This window comes from Catalinimonas locisalis, assembly GCF_038039535.1.
In the GTDB taxonomy this organism is placed as follows: Bacteria; Bacteroidota; Bacteroidia; order Cytophagales; family Cyclobacteriaceae; genus Catalinimonas.
Window position 1 is genome coordinate 132478 of record NZ_JBBPHP010000007.1, and the last position, 20762, is coordinate 153239.

At 41.9% G+C, this 20762-nt stretch carries 21 protein-coding genes; 1 reads left to right on the plus strand and 20 read right to left on the minus strand.

The genetic code is table 11. The features are described from left to right. Nucleotides 1-19 precede the first annotated feature (19 nt). The 20 genes from WJR50_RS11690 to WJR50_RS11785 all read right to left on the minus strand — a co-directional run bounded on the left by WJR50_RS11690 (nucleotide 20) and on the right by WJR50_RS11785 (nucleotide 20176). On the minus strand, nucleotides 20-1630 hold the full coding sequence (locus tag WJR50_RS11690) for a SusD/RagB family nutrient-binding outer membrane lipoprotein (RefSeq protein ID WP_341293458.1): 1611 nt from the start codon (nucleotides 1628-1630) through the stop codon (nucleotides 20-22). 13 nt (nucleotides 1631-1643) lie between these two features. Further along, entirely contained in the window at nucleotides 1644-4916 is a 3273-nt protein-coding gene (locus tag WJR50_RS11695) for a SusC/RagA family TonB-linked outer membrane protein (RefSeq protein ID WP_341293459.1), read from the minus strand. A gap of 436 nt (nucleotides 4917-5352) precedes the next feature. Then, nucleotides 5353-5802, minus strand: a complete 450-nt coding sequence (locus WJR50_RS11700) for a MarR family winged helix-turn-helix transcriptional regulator (protein ID WP_341293460.1) — start codon at nucleotides 5800-5802, stop codon at nucleotides 5353-5355. A gap of 60 nt (nucleotides 5803-5862) precedes the next feature. Continuing rightward, the gene (gene nuoK, locus WJR50_RS11705) at nucleotides 5863-6168 is read right to left on the minus strand and encodes an NADH-quinone oxidoreductase subunit NuoK (RefSeq protein WP_341293461.1); all 306 of its coding nucleotides are present in this window, start codon (nucleotides 6166-6168) and stop codon (nucleotides 5863-5865) included. Between the two features lie 29 nt (nucleotides 6169-6197). Continuing rightward, the gene (locus tag WJR50_RS11710; protein ID WP_341293462.1) at nucleotides 6198-6968 is read right to left on the minus strand and encodes a LytR/AlgR family response regulator transcription factor; all 771 of its coding nucleotides are present in this window, start codon (nucleotides 6966-6968) and stop codon (nucleotides 6198-6200) included. Nucleotide 6969: 1 nt separating this feature from the next. Beyond that, nucleotides 6970-8031 carry a sensor histidine kinase gene (locus WJR50_RS11715; RefSeq protein WP_341293463.1) on the minus strand — a complete coding sequence of 354 codons (1062 nt, stop codon included), beginning with the start codon at nucleotides 8029-8031 and terminating at the stop codon, nucleotides 6970-6972. Then, nucleotides 8031-8669 (minus strand): hypothetical protein, encoded by a 639-nt coding sequence (locus tag WJR50_RS11720; RefSeq protein WP_341293464.1) that lies wholly within the window; start codon nucleotides 8667-8669, stop codon nucleotides 8031-8033. Before WJR50_RS11720 ends, WJR50_RS11715 begins: the two co-directional genes overlap by 1 nt. Nucleotides 8670-8840: 171 nt before the next feature. After that, nucleotides 8841-10115, minus strand: coding sequence for a sensor histidine kinase (locus WJR50_RS11725; protein WP_341293465.1), 1275 nt, complete (start codon nucleotides 10113-10115; stop codon nucleotides 8841-8843). A gap of 129 nt (nucleotides 10116-10244) precedes the next feature. Further along, nucleotides 10245-11564: an ABC transporter permease gene (locus WJR50_RS11730; protein ID WP_341293466.1), complete on the minus strand. Its 1320-nt coding sequence runs from the start codon at nucleotides 11562-11564 to the stop codon at nucleotides 10245-10247. Between the two features lies 1 nt (nucleotide 11565). Further along, on the minus strand, nucleotides 11566-12471 hold the full coding sequence (locus WJR50_RS11735) for an ABC transporter ATP-binding protein (protein WP_341293467.1): 906 nt from the start codon (nucleotides 12469-12471) through the stop codon (nucleotides 11566-11568). 121 nt (nucleotides 12472-12592) lie between these two features. Then, on the minus strand, nucleotides 12593-13483 hold the full coding sequence (locus WJR50_RS11740; protein ID WP_341293468.1) for a toast rack family protein: 891 nt from the start codon (nucleotides 13481-13483) through the stop codon (nucleotides 12593-12595). A gap of 111 nt (nucleotides 13484-13594) precedes the next feature. After that, entirely contained in the window at nucleotides 13595-14740 is a 1146-nt protein-coding gene (gene dnaJ, locus WJR50_RS11745) for a molecular chaperone DnaJ (RefSeq protein ID WP_341293469.1), read from the minus strand. A 6-nt stretch (nucleotides 14741-14746) separates the two neighbouring features. Next, complete coding sequence (locus WJR50_RS11750; protein ID WP_341293470.1) at nucleotides 14747-15367, minus strand: nucleotide exchange factor GrpE; 621 nt, start codon at nucleotides 15365-15367, stop codon at nucleotides 14747-14749. Nucleotides 15368-15460: 93 nt separating this feature from the next. Further along, nucleotides 15461-16450 (minus strand): GTPase ObgE, encoded by a 990-nt coding sequence (gene obgE, locus WJR50_RS11755; protein WP_341293471.1) that lies wholly within the window; start codon nucleotides 16448-16450, stop codon nucleotides 15461-15463. 77 nt (nucleotides 16451-16527) lie between these two features. Next, nucleotides 16528-17106 (minus strand): adenylate kinase, encoded by a 579-nt coding sequence (locus WJR50_RS11760; RefSeq protein ID WP_341293472.1) that lies wholly within the window; start codon nucleotides 17104-17106, stop codon nucleotides 16528-16530. A gap of 107 nt (nucleotides 17107-17213) precedes the next feature. Then, entirely contained in the window at nucleotides 17214-17741 is a 528-nt protein-coding gene (gene hpt / locus WJR50_RS11765) for a hypoxanthine phosphoribosyltransferase (RefSeq protein ID WP_341293473.1), read from the minus strand. A gap of 1 nt (nucleotide 17742) precedes the next feature. Further along, nucleotides 17743-18675, minus strand: coding sequence for a M20/M25/M40 family metallo-hydrolase (locus tag WJR50_RS11770; protein WP_341293474.1), 933 nt, complete (start codon nucleotides 18673-18675; stop codon nucleotides 17743-17745). Between the two features lie 66 nt (nucleotides 18676-18741). Further along, the gene (locus tag WJR50_RS11775) at nucleotides 18742-19266 is read right to left on the minus strand and encodes a ferritin (RefSeq protein ID WP_341293475.1); all 525 of its coding nucleotides are present in this window, start codon (nucleotides 19264-19266) and stop codon (nucleotides 18742-18744) included. 106 nt (nucleotides 19267-19372) lie between these two features. Continuing rightward, a complete protein-coding gene (locus tag WJR50_RS11780) occupies nucleotides 19373-19717 on the minus strand; it encodes a hypothetical protein (RefSeq protein ID WP_341293476.1) in 345 nt (114 codons plus the stop codon). 87 nt (nucleotides 19718-19804) lie between these two features. Further along, entirely contained in the window at nucleotides 19805-20176 is a 372-nt protein-coding gene (locus WJR50_RS11785; protein WP_341293477.1) for a DUF3127 domain-containing protein, read from the minus strand. Nucleotides 20177-20508: 332 nt separating this feature from the next. On the opposite strand from WJR50_RS11785, the gene WJR50_RS11790 reads away from it, so the two are divergent. Beyond that, the gene (locus WJR50_RS11790) at nucleotides 20509-20724 is read left to right on the plus strand and encodes a hypothetical protein (protein ID WP_341293478.1); all 216 of its coding nucleotides are present in this window, start codon (nucleotides 20509-20511) and stop codon (nucleotides 20722-20724) included. The last annotated feature ends 38 nt before the right edge of the window (nucleotides 20725-20762 follow it).

Below are 20762 nucleotides of genomic sequence, written 5' to 3' on the forward strand. Positions count from 1 at the left end.
AAGCGTAAATATTAATAGTTTAGTCAACATCCCAGAAGATCGGTTCAAAAGGATCAGGAGAGTAATCGGCTAATTCAGGATTAGTTTCCAGTTCTGATACGGGTATGATGAAGCGCAGCGGATAAGGAGGATTACCCATAACAGGAGCGGTAATATCAAAATTCGGGAAGCCTGTACGGCGGAAATTATTATATGCCTCTATACCATTTCCCCACAATGCCAGCTGATACTCAGTCATAATGATATTGAGCCGTTCGTCGTCAGAAGTGGCAGCATTATATGCTGATCTTACTTCATTCAGATAAGTGCTGATATCCGCTTCAGTAATTTCCTGTGCGGTTCCTGTCACAGCAGGATATTGCTCCGCGCCATAATCCTTCACTTTTTCCATAGAAATACGTATTCCCTCTTCCAGCAATAGTAAAGGGTCTCCACTAACAGAAGTGGTTAGCGCCATTTCAGCATGCAGAAACTTCACCATGTAGGCAGTGATCATAGGAAAAATCCCTTGCCCGGTACCATCAGAGGCATCTACAGTCTTAGGATTGCCCATATCTACCAAGCCTCCTACCGGATATACGCCAAAAGTAGCGATCAGGGCTCCTTCATTGGAGAATGCTGAGGGGTCACCGGCATCTCTTCCCAAGTATCCGTTGCCGAGCAAGCCAATTGGACAGCCTCCTCCCTGGCAGGTAGCGACTGCACCGCCCGCATCATCAGGCACCTGCCGGAAGATATAATAAGGCAGTCTTGGGTCTTCTAAGCTGCGATATGACACTGGCAAGCCGGTAGTGGAGCTTACGATTCCATTATTGAGTAGGTTAGCCATTGTCCAATTATCCATCCAGTAGGCAGTAGCCTGGTTGTAATGGTTTACATGCAAAGGGTGGCGGTTTTGAAAAGGCGTTTGCTGCGACCCATATTCCAGTTGGAAATCATCATCAATATCATTCATGATATTTCCATCAATGAGGCTGCTAAAACCACTTTCTGAGTCAATAGAGCCTTCCAGCCTTGTTTGAGCATACAGTTTTAATTTCAGGGTATTTCCCAAGGTTTCCCACTTTGCTAAATCCCCTCCGTAGATTAAATCACCTTCAATAAGTCCATCATGCTGGTCCAGTTCCGTCAATGCAAGGTCAATTTCGGTAAGTAAATCCTGATAGATGTTTGCGCCATTGTCCAGCGCCGGAAACGGAATTTCTTCATTCAGTGCTTCTGAATAAGGTATGTCACCAAAAAGGTCCACTAAAACACTAAAGGTGTAAGCTTTGAGCAATCGTGCAATCCCAATGTACCCAGAGTCAGTTTCCTCGGCATTGTCAATAATGGTTTGTAAATCGGCCAAAGGTCCGGCATATATATTTGTCCAAACAGAAGAGTAAGTCCCTTGCGTCTGATCATAATCCCGGATGGCTGTGGTATACCACATACGGCTAAAAGTACCGGCATTGGTATTTAACTCTTCCATAAGACTGGAAACCAGAGAAACCTCTGCGAAGCCTAAAGTATTAGACAGTACCAGATTGGTAGACACATTAGGGTCCTGGTTGATGTCTAAAGGATTTTCTCCACAAGAGGTAGAGAAAAAAATGAATGCATAGAGTATGATTTTTTTTATGTCTTTCATAGTGTAGTCAGTTTTAGAAGGTCAGTGATACATTTACACTGTAGCGACGGGTAGAAGGTACTCCGATGAAATCAATGCCTCGCTGCCCAGCAAATGAGCTGGTTTCAGGGTCAAGGTTAAGGCCATCGTGGAACCCGGGAGCTTCAAACCAGAGGTTTCTTCCACTGAAGCCTATAGTGGCTGAGCCAAAGGGTGTACTTTCCAGTATGGTAGCGGGTAGAGAATAATTTAATGCTACTTCTCTAAGGCGTATAACAGTTGCATCAAAAGTGTGAAACTCCTCAGCAGCATTCCAACCAAAACCTCCTCTATTATACCACCAGTTGAAATTTGAAATATTGACCGTGTTACGGATTTTATTACCCTCAGCATCAGTGGCAGCGAGGTAATTGCCCGCTTCGTCACGTGCGAGGCTGCCATCAGGATTTCGCTGTGCGATATAGCCTGGCATAATGCGGGATACCATACGATCTCCAGTGTCATCGGTCAGGCCTCTTCCCACGATTTCACGGTTTGACTTGGAATACAGGTCTCCACCCTGTACCCAATCAAATAAAAAGCTAAACTGAATTCCTTTATAAGAAATAGTATTGGTCAGACCTAAAGTGAAGTCAGGATTAGGGTCACCGATAACCTGGGGATCAGGATTATCCAGGTACTTACCGTAGGTTTGTCCGGGTAAGCCATCTATTAACAAGTCTCCGTCAGCATCGCGGATAGCTTCTCTGCCAATGAGTACACCGTAGGGTTGACCGTTACGATGTGCAATCTGAACAATCTCACTACTTCCTGCACTTTGCGTTAAAACGATCTGGTCAACTCCGGGAGCCAGTTCAAGCACTTCGTTGCGGTTGCGTGTAAAAGCAGCATACATATTCCAGTTGAATGCCCCGGTAGAAATTGGCGTAATGTCCAGGCCTAATTCTATACCTCTGTTTCTTACCTTACCGATATTGACTACCTGGGTGGCAGATCCGGAGGAAGGCGGTACATTGATCTGGGTAATTCCATTTCTGGTAGTACGGTTATAATAAGTAAAGTCAACTCCAATAAGACCGTTTAAAAACTGCAGGTCGGTACCTATCTCCCATTCAGTAGTGAGTTCAGGCTTAAGCAGTGGGTTGCCTCTGTTATCATTCAGTGTAGAGCCATTGATAGTACCAAACTGGTTGGTAAATGGAAACTGTGTACTACTACCACTGACAGCCTGATTTACGAGAAAATTACTGCTGGTTAGGTAAGGTTCAGCATCATTACCTACCTGGGCAATACCTGCACGTATTTTTCCGAAAGATAGTAATCCACCATTCAGGTCAAAGGCATCTGTAAAAATAAGAGAAGTGCTTACTCCAGGATAAAAGTAACTGCGATTGTCTTCCGGAAGAGTAGATGACCAGTCATTGCGGGCAGTAACATTTAGAAATGCATAGTCGCGAAAAGAGAGAGAAATGTCTGTAAAAATACCGGTAAACCTACGTTGAATAAACCTATCATCTACGACAAACTGTGCAGAGGTATTGTTCAGTGTGTTGATTCCTCTTTCAATAATTCCATTTCCTTCTACGATTTCCTGTTGTTGCGTACGCTGATTAAAGTTCCAGCCAGTGATGGTGCGTAGGTTAAAATCAGTACCAATAGCATTATCAGTTGAAATCAGTAAGTTACCGTCAAGTTCTGCGCGATAGTAATTACTATTACGGATGATGCCGGACTGTTCAATGGCGCTACCAAAGCCTCCCGGCTGAATAATAAACTGGCGTCTGTCTGTGTAGGCATTGAATCCAAGCTGATAGCTTATGGTAAGCCACTCTTTAATATCATAACCTAACTTAAGGTTACCATATACCCTATCTACTTCACTATCATCCTGGGAGTTATCAGCAACCCAGTAGGGGCTATTCACCGTTCGGTAGTACATAGCGCCACCATCTTCTTCTCTCTGATAAGGATAGGCTTCAGCATTAAAGCTAGTAGGCATCCAGAGGGCCAGTTGACTGGCAGATTGGTTGGAGCCTCCGAAGTTAGCACTACCCATAGCCGGGTTTTCTTTAGCTGTCTTTACATAATTAATAGCTCCACTAAGAAATAGGCCGTTTTCCAACTGTGCGTTTCCTCCAAAGTTTGCGGTGTAGCGGTTGATCTTAGAGTTGGGAATGATACCCTGATTCTTGGTCCAGGAGATACCTGCCGAGAGATTAGTAGTAGCTCCGCCGGAACGAATGTTAATAGCCTGTTCTAACAGACTTCCGGTTTGAAAATAATTTCGGTATTTATCGGTATGAGGTTCATAAGCTACATTATCACCTCTGGTAGCAACTGCCTGGTAGGAAGGGCTCTGGAGTAAAGGTCCCAGGCCAGGATTTGTATAGGGGTGAGGTACTGAGTCGTATGCGGTGTAAGGTGCACCAAACGAGCCGAAGTACTGCTCAATATACACATTACCATTACCTCCCTGACCATAGGTAGTCTGATAATCAGGAATAGAGGCTACCTCTTCCAAACCAAAGGAAGCATTGTAAGTTACCTCAAGGCCTTTTTTAGTTGCACTACTATTGGCTTTGGTAGTAATAATGATAGCCCCGTTCTGAGCCCTTGAACCATACAATGCTGCTGCAGCAGCACCTTTGAGTACTGTCATGGACTCAATATTGTTGGGGTCCAGATCAAATGCACGGTTGGTAACCGTGTTTCCTGAAGCAGGGTCAAAGCCTAGCGTAGAATTGTCAAAAGGAACACCATCAACCACATAAAGAGGTTGATTATTACCTGTAAGTGATGAATTACCACGAATGATAATATTGGTATTTCCTCCGATAGCGCCGCCTGCTCCCTGTACAGTCACTCCGGCAACTTTTCCATTGAGTGCACGTGCGATATCCGGCTCGGATTTTTGAGAGATGGCATTACCTTCAATTTCAGTAACAGCATATCCTAATGCTTTTTTCTCACGTTCAATGCCTACTGCTGTCACAATCACTTCACTCAACGACTTGATATCCTGAACCATTACCAAATCAATGGTTGAGCGATTACCAACAATTACTTCTTCTGTAGTGTAGCTGACTGAAGAAAAAACCAAAGTGCCTGTTTCACCAGGTAAGGTAATTCTGTATTTACCATTTACATCTGTCACAGTACCCGTGGTGGTGCCTTTTACCAGTACACTTACTCCTGGCAAAGGTCCCTCATCTTCAGAGCTTACTGTTCCGGAGACTGTACGTTCCTGAGCGAGTAAGGGGGTAAGACCCAAAAAAAGGCATACCCATAAGAGTATAATTTTTCTCATAGTGTAGGTATTTATTTGTCAATAACTAAGTAGCTGATAGAGCAAAAAGACTTGTGCCACTCCTGCAGAGTTTCTAAGAAAGTTATTGGCTTATAGAAAGTAAGAATCTAACACAGATAAATTTTAATTCTGTATTATTATATATTTTGCAAATATAAAGCTAAAAAATAATAAATATGCAATTTTTTATATTAAAAAAAGTTATTTAAACAATATTGTATATTGAATCATTAATATTGAGAGAATAGGAGATTTGCTTTAATTATTGTAAGAAATGAAGTAGGAAGATTTTATTTGAAATTAGAAGGACGATATTGAATGTATTCAATAAAAAATAGGATGGATATATCTAAATAAAGTAAAATTGATTTTTACATACTTTGCAAAAATAACCCTTGTATTTTCTGTATATAGAAATATGTAGAATATTATTTGGTTATCCTCTTACTTTATCCAGAAGTTCATTGAGCTGAGCCGCTTCTTCAGGGCTAAGGTTTTGAGCAGCATGTTCTGAGATTGGGCTGTTTTTATCTATTTGTTTCAGTAAAGATAAACCTTCATCGGTGATGGTAATATCTACCTGACGACGGTCTGCCGGACACTCTTCGCGTATCAAGAGATTTTTAACTCGCAGCTTTTCTACGATGCGCGATACGTTAGACATCTTGTCCAGCATACGTTCATTAAGGAGCATGACAGAAGAAGGATTGGGGTACTGACCTCTCAGGATGCGCAATACATTATATTGTTCAGGAGAGATATTGTATTGCTTGAGAATGGATTTGTTGATGGAATATACCCAGTTACCAGTGTACATCAGGTTAATGATGACTTTGTGTTTTTCACTGCTAAACTTTCTTTGCTTGATTTCTTCTTCTAGTTTCATTTACTAAAGATAAATTTTTTCTATCAAAAACCATCTTTGTTTTTATAACAACATGCTTATTCATTCTTTCATTTCGTTGACTTCGTTCAGATTGGAAGTCTTATAGAAATTATAAATCTTCAGCACTATGGCCATGGCTACTGCTGCTTCAGCTGCAGCTATGATAATGACAAAAAGTGCAAATGTCTGTCCCTGTAACAGGTTTGCATCGTACTGGCTGAAAGCTACCAGGTTGATATTGGCGGCATTAAAGATAAGTTCAATCCCCATTAGTACTACGATCGCATTTTTCTTGACAATAATGATTGCCAAACCGATGCAAAGCAGGAGCGCACTGAGTATAAAATAATGTTCTAACGGAATCATAAAAATGGTTTGTACAAAGCTAGTAATTTTTAACGATCTAGCCACGACTTAAAATCAGACGAACGCTCTACACTAACTACCGCCTCCATAGGGCTTTCTGGTCGGAGATCAAGCTTTACTCTACTTTTAGAGTAGCTGTGCATTTCTACAATGGCCTCTATATTGACAATAAATTTGCGGTTGATGCGAAAGAAAGAGTCAGGGTCAAGCATATCATCAAGCTGCTGTATAGTATGATCTACAACATACTTCTGCTTATCTAAGGTGAGCATCTGCACCAGTTTATCATGGGCATAGAAGTAAGCGATCTGATCAGTATCAATGCTTTTCATCCTTTGGCCAAAACTCACCATAAATCTTTTCTTATATGCAGGCTTGCGCAGGCTATCCAGCAGTGACTTTAAATCCTGCTGCGGTGGCTGATTTTGTCCCTGTAAACGTTGGTATTTTCGTAAACTTGCTTCCAAATCTCTTCGGCTCACTGGCTTGAGAAGGTAATCAATACTATTCAGCTTGAATGCTTCTATTGCATACTCGTCATAAGCCGTAGTGAAGATGATGGGGGTTTGAATATGCTCAATTCCTAACTGTTGCAATTGCTCAAAAATTTTGAAAGAAACACCATCGGATAGATGAATATCCAAAAATATGAGGTCAGCACGATTTTCCTGAAACCAGCTTACGGCCTGTTTGATGGAAGCCAGTGTAGCCGTAACTTCAATTTTACTATCAATATGTTGGAGGCTGCGGATCAGCTTATCAGCAGCGGGTTTTTCATCTTCAATAATGAGTACTTGCATGTCAAAAGTGATTTTGGAGCAGCGGAATACTGGCTATGTACCGTGCTTCTTCAGGATAAAATTCAGGCGTAGCGGTGGTAAGAATGCGGTATTTCTCCTTCAGATTATAAATCCCTATTCCAGTAGAGTAAATATTTTCTTCTCTTTTCTGCAAATTATTGATGATGCGTAAGCAATGGTTTGCTACCTCTAGTTGGATGATCAAAGGTTGATCTGCACTTAGCACATTATGTTTGATTGCGTTTTCTACCAAAATTTGCAGACTTAGTGGCGGAAGCTTATGGTGCATATGCTCTGGTTCAATAGAATTTTTTATTATTAGAGCGTTGCCAAAGCGGATTTTTTGCAAATAAACATATGATTCCATCATACTTAATTCTTCCTCAAGACTTACCAGGCTTTTGTCTTTTATTTCCAGAATATAACGGTAGAATCGGGCAAATTCATCAATAAACTCTTCTGCCAGGTCGGGGTTAGTGTGTACCAGTGAAGATAAAGTATTCAGACTGTTGAATAGAAAATGCGGATTAACCTGGTTTTTCAACGCTTCGTATTGTGTTCTCAGGTGCTCTTTTTGCAGACGCTCTGACTCAATAAGGGATGTTTTCCATGCCCTGAAGAAAGCGCTGCCTTCCATGATAGATGTAGCGATAATATTGACAATAAGTGCGATGATGATGTTATCAAATAAGGAAGGCGCAAACTGTGTATCTTCTAAAGAAAGAATAAAAAAATAGAGGTAAGTCCACAGCGTTATGATCAGTATGGCATTGAATGAAGTGATCAGAATCTCAAGGATGATTCGTTTGCCAACATAACGATTCCAGGGCATGAAATTATCCAGACCACGGACTGTAGTAATGTTGGCTGCGAAAATAGCCGCCGATACTGTAAAAGTGAAGATGATATCGTAAATGAGAAGGCTTTCCCTGGCAATAGTCCACTCACTGCCAGTAAAAATCGCTTTGAGGATAAATATACCGGGAAGCAGCAGGCTAATTGCTGCGATAGCAATTAGTACGTACTGATAGACCTGTAAACGCCGGGATCGCTGGGGAATCATTAGTCAAAATAACCAAATTTCAAACTAAGCCCAACACTCATACTGCTCAGATCGCTATCCTGTATACCGATGGTATCAGAGCCACTCACCAGGCGATAGGTAATGCCTCCGGCCACTCTGAAGAAAGGAGCGACATTGACTTCCAGATGAGCGCCCGGTTCAAAAACGAAGAAAGCACTCTCTGTGTTAGTAAAGTCACCTGCTCCTTCAAAGTCTTGTTCTACACTACCTCCTCCTACCAATACATTGGTCATCAGATGTAAAATACGGTCTGAGCTCAACACATATTCAAACATAAATCCGCCATAACCCATATCATAATGCAAATCCAGATTAGGATCAACTCTCACATCTTCAGGTACAGGGAGGTTATTGACCAGGCCAAAGCCACCACCACCAATCATGAATTTTTTGTTGACAAACCAGCCTCCATAACCCCCAAAAAATGCCGCAAAATCGCCACTAATTGCTGAAAGCCGTACTGCCGGACCTCCGTAACCTCCGGAGTTGGTGATGGTAAAATCTCCAAATAAAGTTTCCTGAGGTGCGTCCTCCTGTGCAATTAGGGGTATTGAAATGCCAAAAAGTAAAAAAAATACGAGCGTTTGTTTTTTAAAAAATGCAAGGCGTTTTAACATAGTTGTCTGTATTCAGATTAATAATATAAACCAATACAAGTCTGCCCTTCAATTGTTATCATTTTGTCGGGAGATATGAAAGAATTTATGCTGAAGATAGCCCAGCTATAATAGGTTATAAAAAAATAGTGGACGAACAGGAAAAAAACTGAGATGAACGAGGGGAAAAGGCTAATGCTCTTCCATCAGCTCCGGTTTGTTTTGAGTTTTTTTCCCATTTATCTGCTTTTTCTCGGTATGAAGTATAATACGGAAGGTAGTTCCTACGTCTATTTCAGAATCTTTGACAAAGATTTTTCCCCGGTGGTAGTTTTCAATGATTCGTTGTGCCAATGACAAGCCTAATCCCCAGCCACGCTTTTTGGTGGTATAACCGGGAGTGAAAACCTGATTGATCTTAGATTTATGAATCCCTTTTCCAGTGTCTGCTATATCAATAATTACCTTGTTCTTCTCCTGGTTGATGTGGATGTTGATGTTACCAACTCCGCTCATTGCATCTACTGCGTTTTTACAGATATTTTCAATCACCCACTCAAAAAGCGGACGGTTTAACATCACTTCTATGTCATCTGAAGCACTGTGCACCTGCATTTTGACTTTGGTAGAAATCCGTTTCTCCAGATAGTTGAGGGTACTCTTGATGGTGGCACTGATATTTTCATTCTTGAGGGTAGGAACGGACCCAATGCTGGAAAAGCGGGAAGTGATCATTTCCAGACGTTGTATGTCTTTATCCAGTTCTTTGATGATGGCGGGGTCATAACGGTCGGGGTCGGAGCGGAAAAATTCCAGCCAGGCCATCAGAGAGGAGAGAGGAGTGCCCAGTTGGTGAGCGGTTTCTTTGGCCATACCAATCCACACACGGTTTTGTTCTGCGCGCCTTGAGTAACTGAATACTGTGTAGGTAAGCAAGATAAAAACAGCGATAACTGAAAGCTGCACGTAAGGGTAGTACTGCAACTGAGTGAGGAGGAAAGAATTCTTGTAGTACACAAACTGATAGCCATCAACCATTCCGGTAGTTGGATTGGTAAGCACGATTTCTATATGATCATGTAGCTCTCGCATTTCCTCAAGCTGTTCTTCAATGATACGAGCCTTCTTTTCTTCACTAAAAGAGTCTTTGAGGCCCAGATTTCGCCCCTCTATATAGTTACCATAGCTATCGGTAAGTATGACCGGAATACTGTTATTGGGTACTATGACCTGCTGAAAAAGAAAAGGAATATCATCACCCTCAGAGTTGGCTACCATTTCCAGTGTTTCAGCATAAAGGTTAATGAAACTTCTTTCTCTTTCTTTTAACTCTTCTACCAGGCTATTGGTGTAATAAACAGAACCGCCAGCAATGAGTGTGGCAAAGACCAGCACTATAATCTTTACGGTATTCTTTTTCTGATAGATGTTATCCACCTTTTCTTTGGAATAAACACGATTCTTCATGTACGAAATCAGTTTTCTACTGGCCTATGTGGTTTGGGTATAGCCATACACATCTAAATTAACGAATATGAGGCAATAAATTATTCGTACCCTTAAGAATATTAGTGCTTTGCAATTGCTTCTGCCAAATTACTGATTGGATAACAGCCATTTTGCCATCACTTTGTAATTGACCTTAGCACCATGCATAAGTATGCCGACACGATAGATCCTTCCGGCAATCCAGGTGGTGAAAATGAATCCGCCTACCAGTAGCGCCATGGACAGTATCAGTTGCCAGGTTGGTATGCCAAAAGGTACCCGCATCATCATCGTTACCGGTGCAGTAAAAGGTATCATAGAAAGCCATATCGCCAGCGTACCGTTGGGTTCGTTTAGTACTGCTCCCAAGGTTACGATAGAGAGAATAAGGGGGGTAGAGATCGGAAGCATAAACTGCTGCGTATCAGTATTGGAATCTGATGCTGAACCAATAGCGGCGAAAAGTGCTCCGTAAAGCAAATACCCTCCCAGGAAATAAAAAAGAAAAGTAAGCACAAAGCCTGTAACATCCAGAGATGCCAGCGCTTCCTGTAAGCCCATAGCCATTTCAGATTGGGCCTGATTTGCCTCAGGCATTCCCTGACTAAGTTGCTCGTTGCGTTGCTGTATCAGGTCCTCAGGACTAAAACCCTGCAGAAATACAGTAGCCAAACCAAAAGTCAGAGCTATCCAGAGGAGGAATTGAGTGAGGCCAACCGAAGCTACACCAATGATTTTTCCCATCATCAGTTGAAAGGGGCGTACAGAAGACATGACAACTTCTACAATACGGTTTGACTTTTCCTCCATTACACCCCTCATCACCTGCGCGCCATACAGGAAAATAAAAGTATAAATCAGAAATGCTCCCACATAGCCCACCACGGAAGCCACTCCGGCGTCCCCTTGCTGCTCTCCCGCTTCAGTCAGACTTATGGTTTGTATGTTGATATTTGTTTCCAACTGTTCCAGCGTTTCTCTACTGATGTTAGAGCGCTCCAGCTTGATATTTTTAATTTTGTCCTGAAGCATGCGCTCTATGCCATTGATCATACTCAGGCTTGGGCTACTTTCAGAAAAAAGCGTAATGCCGTCCGGATTTTCTACATCAATCTGAGGAATGTAGAGTAAACCGAATTGTTGCCCCCGGCTTACTTCTTCTTTAGCGCTTTCTACCGGCTCAGTCACATATTGGTAAATGATATTGTCTTCACCTGCAACTGAGTTGAGAAAGCTTTCGGCCAGCAATCCACTTTCATCCACCACAGCGATAATCTTAGTATCAGAGCTATCCATGGAGGCTAACCATACCGGTACTATTACAATAGCCGCAAAGACCAATGGTCCGATCAGGGTCATGATGATAAACGACTTCTTACGCACTCTGGTCAGGTACTCACGCTTGATGATTAGTCCTATCTTATTCATATTAGTTTTCTTGTACTTCTCTGATAAAAATCTCGTTCATGCTGGGAATCTTCTCCTGGAAGGAGTGTACTTCTACACAGTTAATTAGTTCTCTTAGCAAATCGTTGGGGGCGTAGGAAGGGTCAATCTGTAATGTAGAATACAGGTCTCCATTTTCCAAAGCTCTTTCCTCAAGGAGTTCATAGTCAATGTTCAGGCCATTGAGCGTACCACTGTGGGTCACCAGAAAGGTATTGGTACGATAGCGGTTTTTGATCTCTGCTTTGGTACCATCCAATATTTTTTCTGCTTTATGGATAAGCGCCACATGGCTGCACATTTCTTCAACTGATTCCATACGGTGGGTAGAAAAAATAATTGTTTTTCCGTTTTCTCTCAGCTTAAGAATTTCATCTTTGATAAGGTTGGCATTTACCGGGTCAAAACCCGTGAAGGGTTCATCCAGAATAATCAGGTCTGGTTCGTGCACTACCGTAGCGATGAACTGAATTTTTTGCTGCATGCCTTTGGAAAGGTCCTCTATCTTTTTTTCGCTCCATCCGCTGATATTAAGCCTGTCAAACCAATCGTTGATACGGTGGATGGCTTCGCCTGCCTTCAGGCCTTTTAACTGTGCAAGATACAAAAGGTGTTCGCCAACTTTCATTTTAGGATAGAGCCCCCGCTCCTCGGGCAGATAGCCAATATCAGCAATATGCTTAGGCCTTAGTTTTTCTCCTTTAATATAAATAGCACCGCTATCAGCATTGATGATCTGGTTGATGATACGGATTAAGGTGGTTTTGCCTGCTCCATTAGGTCCTAATAAACCAAAAATAGCCTGCTGGGGTATTTGCAGGCTAACCTCACGAAGAGCCTCGTGTTTGGCATATTTCTTACTTATTTGATCCGCCTCAAGAATGTTCATATCTGACTCTAAAAAAAATTTTACTGTAAATATATCTTAGTCGTAATGGGATGCCAACAAAAAAAGGCGTAATTACTGATTACGCCTTATTATTTATTTTAAACTAAATCAACAAAATTAATCACTCTTTCATTTTAAAAGTGACATTACCCATAGCTACATCAATGTCAAAGCTAATCAGATTTGTTGCCTCCTCATCATAGCTTTCATTCACATATACATTGGGCTCAATCTCTTTGAAATGCTTGAGCATTTTAATACGACATAGCGGAGAATTGTTCACATAAACAATCAAAGGTATGTCAGGGTCATCCAGCATCACTTCCATACTTCCTGCGCCTACACTTGCTTTGATATTACTTTTATCAGCAGCATGCTCACTGAAATGCATCAACAATTTACCAAAGCCAACATCAGCTACAACTTCCCTGGCACGAGATAGGTTAAGTTGATCAAGTTCCAGCACGCCCATGTCCACTTTAGCATAAAAAGTATCCATAGGAATACGGTTAGATACATTGGCAAAATAGCCTACCTTCACATCAGCACTTCCGGTATTAATTTTAAAACTCTCAACCGATAAGCCGGATAAGTCTACTGAAGAGTTACCCATACCATAGTGCAAATCCAGATTAAAAGGGATGCCGCGCGAAAGATAAACATGCCAGGGCTTATCCCCTCCATTATTTTGTTGTCCGAATACCCTACTGGAAATACTTGAAGTAAAATTTTCTGTAGGGTCTTCAAACTTTAACTTTACCAGATGTTCGTTATTACTTACTTCATTGGTGACAATAGGGTTGAAATCTTGATCTTCGGGATAACCATATATGCTTACCGCACGCATATTATACGTTGAATTGATGCGGCAAGAAACAGATGGCGCATTCATCACTAATCTTACTACCTGCTGTTCATCTACTGGCAATACGTGATAATGCTGCTTAGTTTGCGCTCTTCCTCCTGCTACAGTCAGTATTGTACTTGTGATCAATACTAATAAAACTTTCATGTACTTGAATACGAAACAATCACAATCAGGTTGCTCTTAGCACATAACTAATAAAAAAAAGCAATGCTTGACACATTGCTTTCTTTATATGATTCTGAAAAGTTAAAGTCTTTAGAAAAATTCTTTCATCCGCTCAAAGAAGCTTTTGTCAGATTTTTCCGGATTAGGTTTAAAGTTAGGAGAGTCTCTAAGCTCATTGAGTATCTTTCTCTCATTATCACTTACAGATTTTGGCGTCCAGACATTTACATGGATCAGTTGGTCTCCTTGTCCGTATCCATTAATTTCTTTAATACCTTTGCCTCTGAGTCTGAGGATTTTTCCACTTTGTGTACCCGGTTCAATTTTAATTTTTACGCTTCCATCAATAGTGGGGACTTCCACAGAGGTACCTAGTGTAACATCTACAAAACTGAGGTGGAGGTCATATATTACATTAGAACCATCTCTTTTCAGAAATTCATCTTCAGCCTCTTCAATTACGATGAGCAGATCACCGGGAACCCCACCGCGTTTGGGCATGTTTCCTTTGCCTGACATAGAAAGCTGCATGCCTTCACCTACACCTTCAGGTATTTTTACAGGAATTATCTCTTCCTGCAGCACGCGTCCTTCGCCATGACAATTACCACATCTTTCGTCAATGGTTTTACCTTCGCCACCACAGGTAGGGCAGGTGTTGGCAGAAACCATTTGGCCCAGCATCGTATTGACTACTTTTCTTACCTGACCGGTACCGTTACAGGTATGACAGGTAGTAACCGCAGTGCCATTTTTGGCTCCGTTACCATTACAGACATCACAGGCAACGTATCGCTTAACTTTTATTTTCTTCTCAACTCCCAGAGCTACTTCCTGAAGCGTTAATTTCAGCTTGATACGCAGGTTTGAACCTTTACGTTGACGCTGACCACGACCGCCGCTGCCTCCAAAGAAACTTTCAAAGGCTGAGCCTCCGAAGATATCTCCGAACTGAGAGAAGATATCATCCATGCTCATCCCTCCGCCACCGAAGCCTCCGCCGGCGCCACTTCCTACACCCTGATGACCAAAGCGGTCGTAACGCGCTCTTTTGTCAGGGTCACGCAGCACCTCATAGGCTTCTGCTGCTTCCTTAAATTTGTCTTCTGCTTCGGGATTATCAGGATTCTTATCCGGATGAAATTTAATGGCTGTTTTCCGATAAGCCTTCTTTATTTCATCCTGGGAAGCATCCCGAGAGAGCCCTAATATTTCGTAATAGTCTCTTTTTGCCATAAAGCTTTATTGTCCAATTACAACTTTAGCATAGCGTAATACCTTTTCTCCCAAAAAATATCCTTTCTCCACTACATCCACAATCTTACCCTTTAGCTTATCTTCGGGAGCAGGGGTTTGTGCTACTGCTTCGTGATAGTCACTGTCAAAGTCATTTCCAGGACCTACTTCCATAGGTTTGAGGCCCTTTTGTGTCAGAACTTTGTGAAATTTTTGGCTGACCAGGCTGATGCCTTCATACATAGGCGCCACTTCTTCTTTGTTTTCAAAGATCTGGAGAGAACGTTCAAGGTCATCCACTACCGTAAGTAAGTCCAGAATCAATTCTTCATTGGCAGTTTTGACCAAATCTAACCTTTCCTTAGACGTACGTTTGCGATAGTTTTCAAACTCGGCATACAAGCGCAGATACTTATCCTTAGCAGCTGATACTTCCTCTTCTAGCTTTTGAACAGTATCATCCTGCTCTGTCGTATCGTCAGTCTCCATATTTTGATCAGAAGCTTTGTCAGCCTCTTCGTGTATTGAATGTGTATTTTCTTTTTCCATATTGGATTGCTCTTTCATACTCTCTTCAGCAGTTACTTCAGTATGTTGCTTGTTTTCTTCAGATTCATTATGAGCCATAACCATAATTATTTATTAAATAATTGACTACCGAATGAAAAGGTCAACTATTTTGCCAATGGTGAAAGTAGTGACAAGATGACATGCCACTTACTACTGTAAGGCCTGCCACAGCATATCTTTGAGCTGACTGATATTCTTCTCTGCTACTGCCGAAATAAAAATATAAGGTATATCTATGGTAATTTCTTCTTTCATCTCCTGAGCTAACTCCTCATCCAACAGATCGGATTTTGTGATGGCTAACATGCGTTTTTTGTCCAGCATTTCGGGATTATAGCGCTCCAATTCGTTCAGAAGAGTCTCATATTCCTGATTGATGTCTTTGCTGTCAGCAGGAATCATGAATAGAAGAATGGCGTTTCGCTCAATATGTCGTAAAAAGCGGGTTCCTAATCCTTTGCCTTCAGCTGCCCCTTCTATGATACCCGGAATGTCTGCTACTACAAACGACTTATACTGCCTGTATTCTACTACCCCCAGGTTAGGGGTGAGGGTAGTGAAAGGGTAATCTGCAATTTCCGGTCGGGCTGCAGAAATCACCGACAACAAAGTAGATTTACCGGCATTTGGGAAACCAATGAGCCCGACATCAGCCAGCACTTTCAGTTCCAGTATAAACCATTCTTCTTTGCCTGGCTCCCCAGGTTGAGCAAAGCGAGGGGTCTGAAAGGTTGATGTTTTAAAGTGATCATTGCCTAAGCCTCCACGACCGCCTTCCAGCAAGATAAACTCCTGTCCATCCTCGGTGATTTCTCCGACCACTTCTCCACTTTCGGCATGCTTAGCTACAGTGCCTAGCGGGACATCCAGAATTACATCTTCACCCTGGGCACCGGTCTTCCTGCCTGCCCCTCCATTTTCTCCTTTCTCAGCGATGACATGCTTCTGGTATTTGAGGTGCAGTAGTGTCCAGTGCTGCGCATTACCACGCAAGATAATATGGCCTCCTCTTCCACCATCGCCTCCATCCGGCCCCCCTTTAGGAACGAATTTTTCTCGCCTGAGGTGGGCGGAGCCTGCCCCGCCTTTGCCTGAACGGGCACAGAATTTTACATAATCAATGAAGTTGGATGAGGCCAAGCTGGAAAAAATTAATGGGTGAAATACTATTCATTCAAAGGCCAAGCATAGCCCAAAAGTTCAACCAGGTACTTCGGTTATGCTTTTTTAGCATCAATTTCTTTTGCAATACGCTGGAAAATATCATCAATTGCTCCTACACCATTGACTTTGGCAAGCTTGCTTTGTTCTTTGTAGTAATTGGCTACCGGGAGTGTCTCATCCTTGTATACATTCAGGCGGGTTTCAATTTTCGTGCGATCCTGATCGTCTGTTCTTCCCGAAGTTTTGCCTCTTTCCAGCAGACGATTGATCAGCTCTTCATCCGGAACTTCCAGCATTATTGTTGCCACGATAGGCATATCTTTGCTCTCTAAAAGTTTATCCAATGCTTCAGCCTGTGGAATGGTACGGGGGAAACCATCAAAGATAATACCCGAGGCATCGTGATTTTCCTGAAGTTTAACGTCAACCATGTCCACTACGAGCTGGTCGGGTACAAGCTTACCCTCATCCATGTAGCTTTTGGCTTTTTGTCCTAGGGCAGTGCCCTCACCCAGATGTTTTCTGAAAAGATCACCCGTAGAGATATGCAGTAAATTATAATGTTTGATCAGTTTTTCGCTTTGTGTTCCTTTCCCAGCACCGGGAGGGCCAAAAAGTACGATATTAAGCATGGCGATGTTGTTTTAATGAAAAATTCAATGTCTGCTGTGCTAAGCTGGCAAATATAAACGCTACAGGGTACTAATAATAATATTATTGTAAAATACAGCAAAAGGATCTACTCTTCCAGACGATAAATTTCTTTGTACTGACGCCCGAATCCATCATAATCAAGTCCGTAGCCTACCACAAATTTATTTGGTATTTCTATTCCTTTGTATTTTAAGTCTACCGGAGTTTGTAGTGCATCAGGTTTGAAAAGCAGGCTGGCAATGCTGATGCTGGCGGGTCGTTTTTCCTCAAGTACCTTGATGAGATGTTGTACAGTGAATCCGGTGTCTACAATATCTTCCAGAAGAATGATGTCTTTACCTTCCAGCGGAGTATCCAGCCCAAAAAGCTGCTTTACTTTTCCGCTGCTTTGTGTACCCTGATAAGATTTTACCTTTACAAAACTGACCTCCACCTCAATCTCCAGACATTTTACGAGGTCAGAAGCAAACATAAATGCTCCGTTTAGTACAGCTACCAGTATAGGTTTGCGTCCGGCATAGTCTTTATTAATTGCCTGAGCTATGTTACGAATGGTTTCCTGTATCTTGTTTTCTTCTATAAAAGGAACAAAGGATTTATCATTAATTTTCATATTACAAACTTAGCATCAGGTGGTGGTAAATGTCTAAATAACTTTGAATATCTTTTTTATGCACCTTCTCATGAGGTGTATGGGCGTTGGCAATAGGAACTCCTACGAAGCACCAGTCCAGAGGATAGGGCGACATATGAATTTCACGACCATCGCTGGAGCCTTCTCTCTCCACTTCCAACTGGAAAGCTACTTCAGATTCTTCGGCCAGCTTTATGATTTTATTTACAAAGGGACGACGAGGAATGTTTCGGTCTCTTAAGGATATTACAGCACCTTCTCCATGTTTTACGCCCTCTGTGACCCAGGTGATGTCTGCCACTAGGCATTGTTTCACCGGGCAATGCTTCATGATATAGTCCAGCAAAAAAGGTACGGATCCGCCGCCCTGTTCCTCACAGCAGCTAAACACTATCAGGCCATCCTCCAGGGTTTCAGCCAGTTTCAACATGTTATAAACTCCCAGGCGGTTGTCCAGATAAGAAGATGTGATGTATTTTTTCTTTTCTTTAAAGTAACAGTCAAATACCAGGTTGGTACCGCTTGCTATACCCCGGCCAAACTTATAGTGGAGTTTTTTCTTTTTATCTTTTTTTTGCTGCTGCACTTTAAGTTCGCAGATCACCGGGCCCAGGGCATCTTCTCCGGACAGCTTATAACCATCTTTTACCTCTGGGCTTCCTATGGGAATGAGCTGATCCTGGTAACGTACGGTGAACCCGATTGAATCCATATGGGCAAAAACAGCAGTGCGAGGCTTGCCAAACCGTAAAATCAGGCAATCTTGTAGGGCTTCACCTGCTATAATTTCAGGCTGTACCTTCCAGCCAGACATCTCCCTCTCCACATAGCTGATGATGAATTCTTTCATTTTCCCTTCATCTCCGGAAGGGGCAAAAACTTCACAAAGCTCCTTTAACAGATTGGTATGCATAATAAATAAAATGCCCGGCTAAGTAAGAGCCGGGCAAGCTAAATTTTGAGTGTTGAGAAGGCAAATTTAAGCCTCGTACTTCACTTGTGCAATTTGTTTGTCAATTGTATAACGGCCTACGCCTTCTTCGCCGATAACTTCAAAGAGCTCCAGGCAACGGCGAGCAATGTATTCTTCTTCTACCTGCTCATTTAGGAACCAGGCCAGGAAGTTGAACGTAGTGAAGTCCTGTAACTTCTGGCATTTGGCAGCAATGCGGTTGAGCGACTGAGTTACTGCAATTTCCTGCTGTAGTGCCTCTTCAAATATGCCCCTGAAAGAATCAAACTCAGAAGAGATATTCGTAATCTCGGGAGAAACCGCTGCACCGCCCAGATCATTAATATATTTGAAGATTTTCATCATGTGAGCCCTTTCTTCCTCTGATTGGCTATAGAAGAAACCTGCACTATTATCAAACCCATGCCTGTCACACCAGGAAGCCATAGCAAGGTAAGTTGCAGAAGATTTGGCCTCCATTTTAATCTGTTCGTTAAGTAAGCTCTCAACTTCTTCAGTAAGAGATGTTTTTAACCTTAATAAATCTTTCATGAATGTATTTTTAATATCTGGATTACACATTATACTACTAAATATCGGTGATAGTTACAGAAAATGCTACCCAGAATCTTAATTCGGAAAAATTCTAAACAGGCTGTTAAGTAAGTACCGGAGCGTAGATTCGCTCTTGAATGATGCTGTTGAGCTCCAGCATCGCGCGAGCACCGGCAAAAAGCTCTTTAAGGCCTAACAATTCAGTTACTGATAGAACGAAACAACGGTCACAACCATGAGGGGAAATAATTTCAATGTCAGAAGCCATGCTGATGTTCTCAATCATAGCAGGAATATTGATCTTATCCAGGCTCTTTTTTACACAAAAAAAGCAGGGTACAGAAAGTGAAGAGCTGTACCCTCCATATTCCAATATAAAGCAACCCTTCTGATCATCCTGATACAGACAGCCACTCTCATTACAAAATATTACTCTGACTGATGACATGTCTGCAAAAATAGGCTTATTTATAATAAATACAAATAAGCCGTATGTTTTACTAACAAATATTATGATCAGGAAATCTAGACTCCATCAAAAAGGCAAATCATCTTCATCACCCCCGTCATCAGCGAAGGGCAAATCATCGGTAGAGGATGCCTCATGCGTAGGAGAAGAAGAGGTTTCTGCTCCTTTCTGCATTCGCCATGCCTGTAATGAATTAAAATACTTGGTTTCTCCCTGCCGATCTGTCCATTTACGCCCTTTCAGATTGAAAGAAACTGTAACTTCATCACCTACCTTAAATTCATCCAGCATAGCACAGCGATCCTGTATTGCTTCAAATTTGACGTACTCAGGGTATTGCGGGTTATCGGCATACTCAATTACAAACTCTCTTTTCTGAAAGCGATCATTGATCTGCGTAGTGTCAAAAATCTCAATTAGCTTTCCTTTAACTTCCATATTCTACTTTTAGGTATGATTGTAACATTTTTCCCCAAGCTTCATGCTATTGCACAGGACAATCTGGGGATTATTCGTACAAAGGTAAAAAACAGATGAGAAGGTTGAGGGGAGCTTGGTAAGTTTTTTACAATAAAATAGAAAGAAGTGTGTTTTTTTATTGGTTAAAGCCTGCTGGCAAAATATGAATAGTATTTAGTATCAGACTGATAAAAATAGTAGATACTCGGAATCAATTCGGGTTCAGTTTTTGTACTGGCATTACTACCTTTAAGCCGCGGATTCATTTCGCCTGTAAATCATTTGTGTTATTTCAAAATCCATCAGTAAACATGGCTATAGACTTTATCATAGCTTCTTTTGTATTGGCATTTGGTACCGTACTGGTCATTATTAATGCTTTAAAAAATCGTCAGTCCAACCAGTCAAATAACGATGGAGGGCTTCCGATTGAATTTGACTTTCCGGAACTGGATCTGCCGCCGGGAGTAACTCTTCCCGGAAACGGACCGAGCGTGAAAGAGCGTGAAAAAGTAGGCGCTCACTAAAAAAGAAACCCCTGCTCAAATTATTGAGCAGGGGTTTC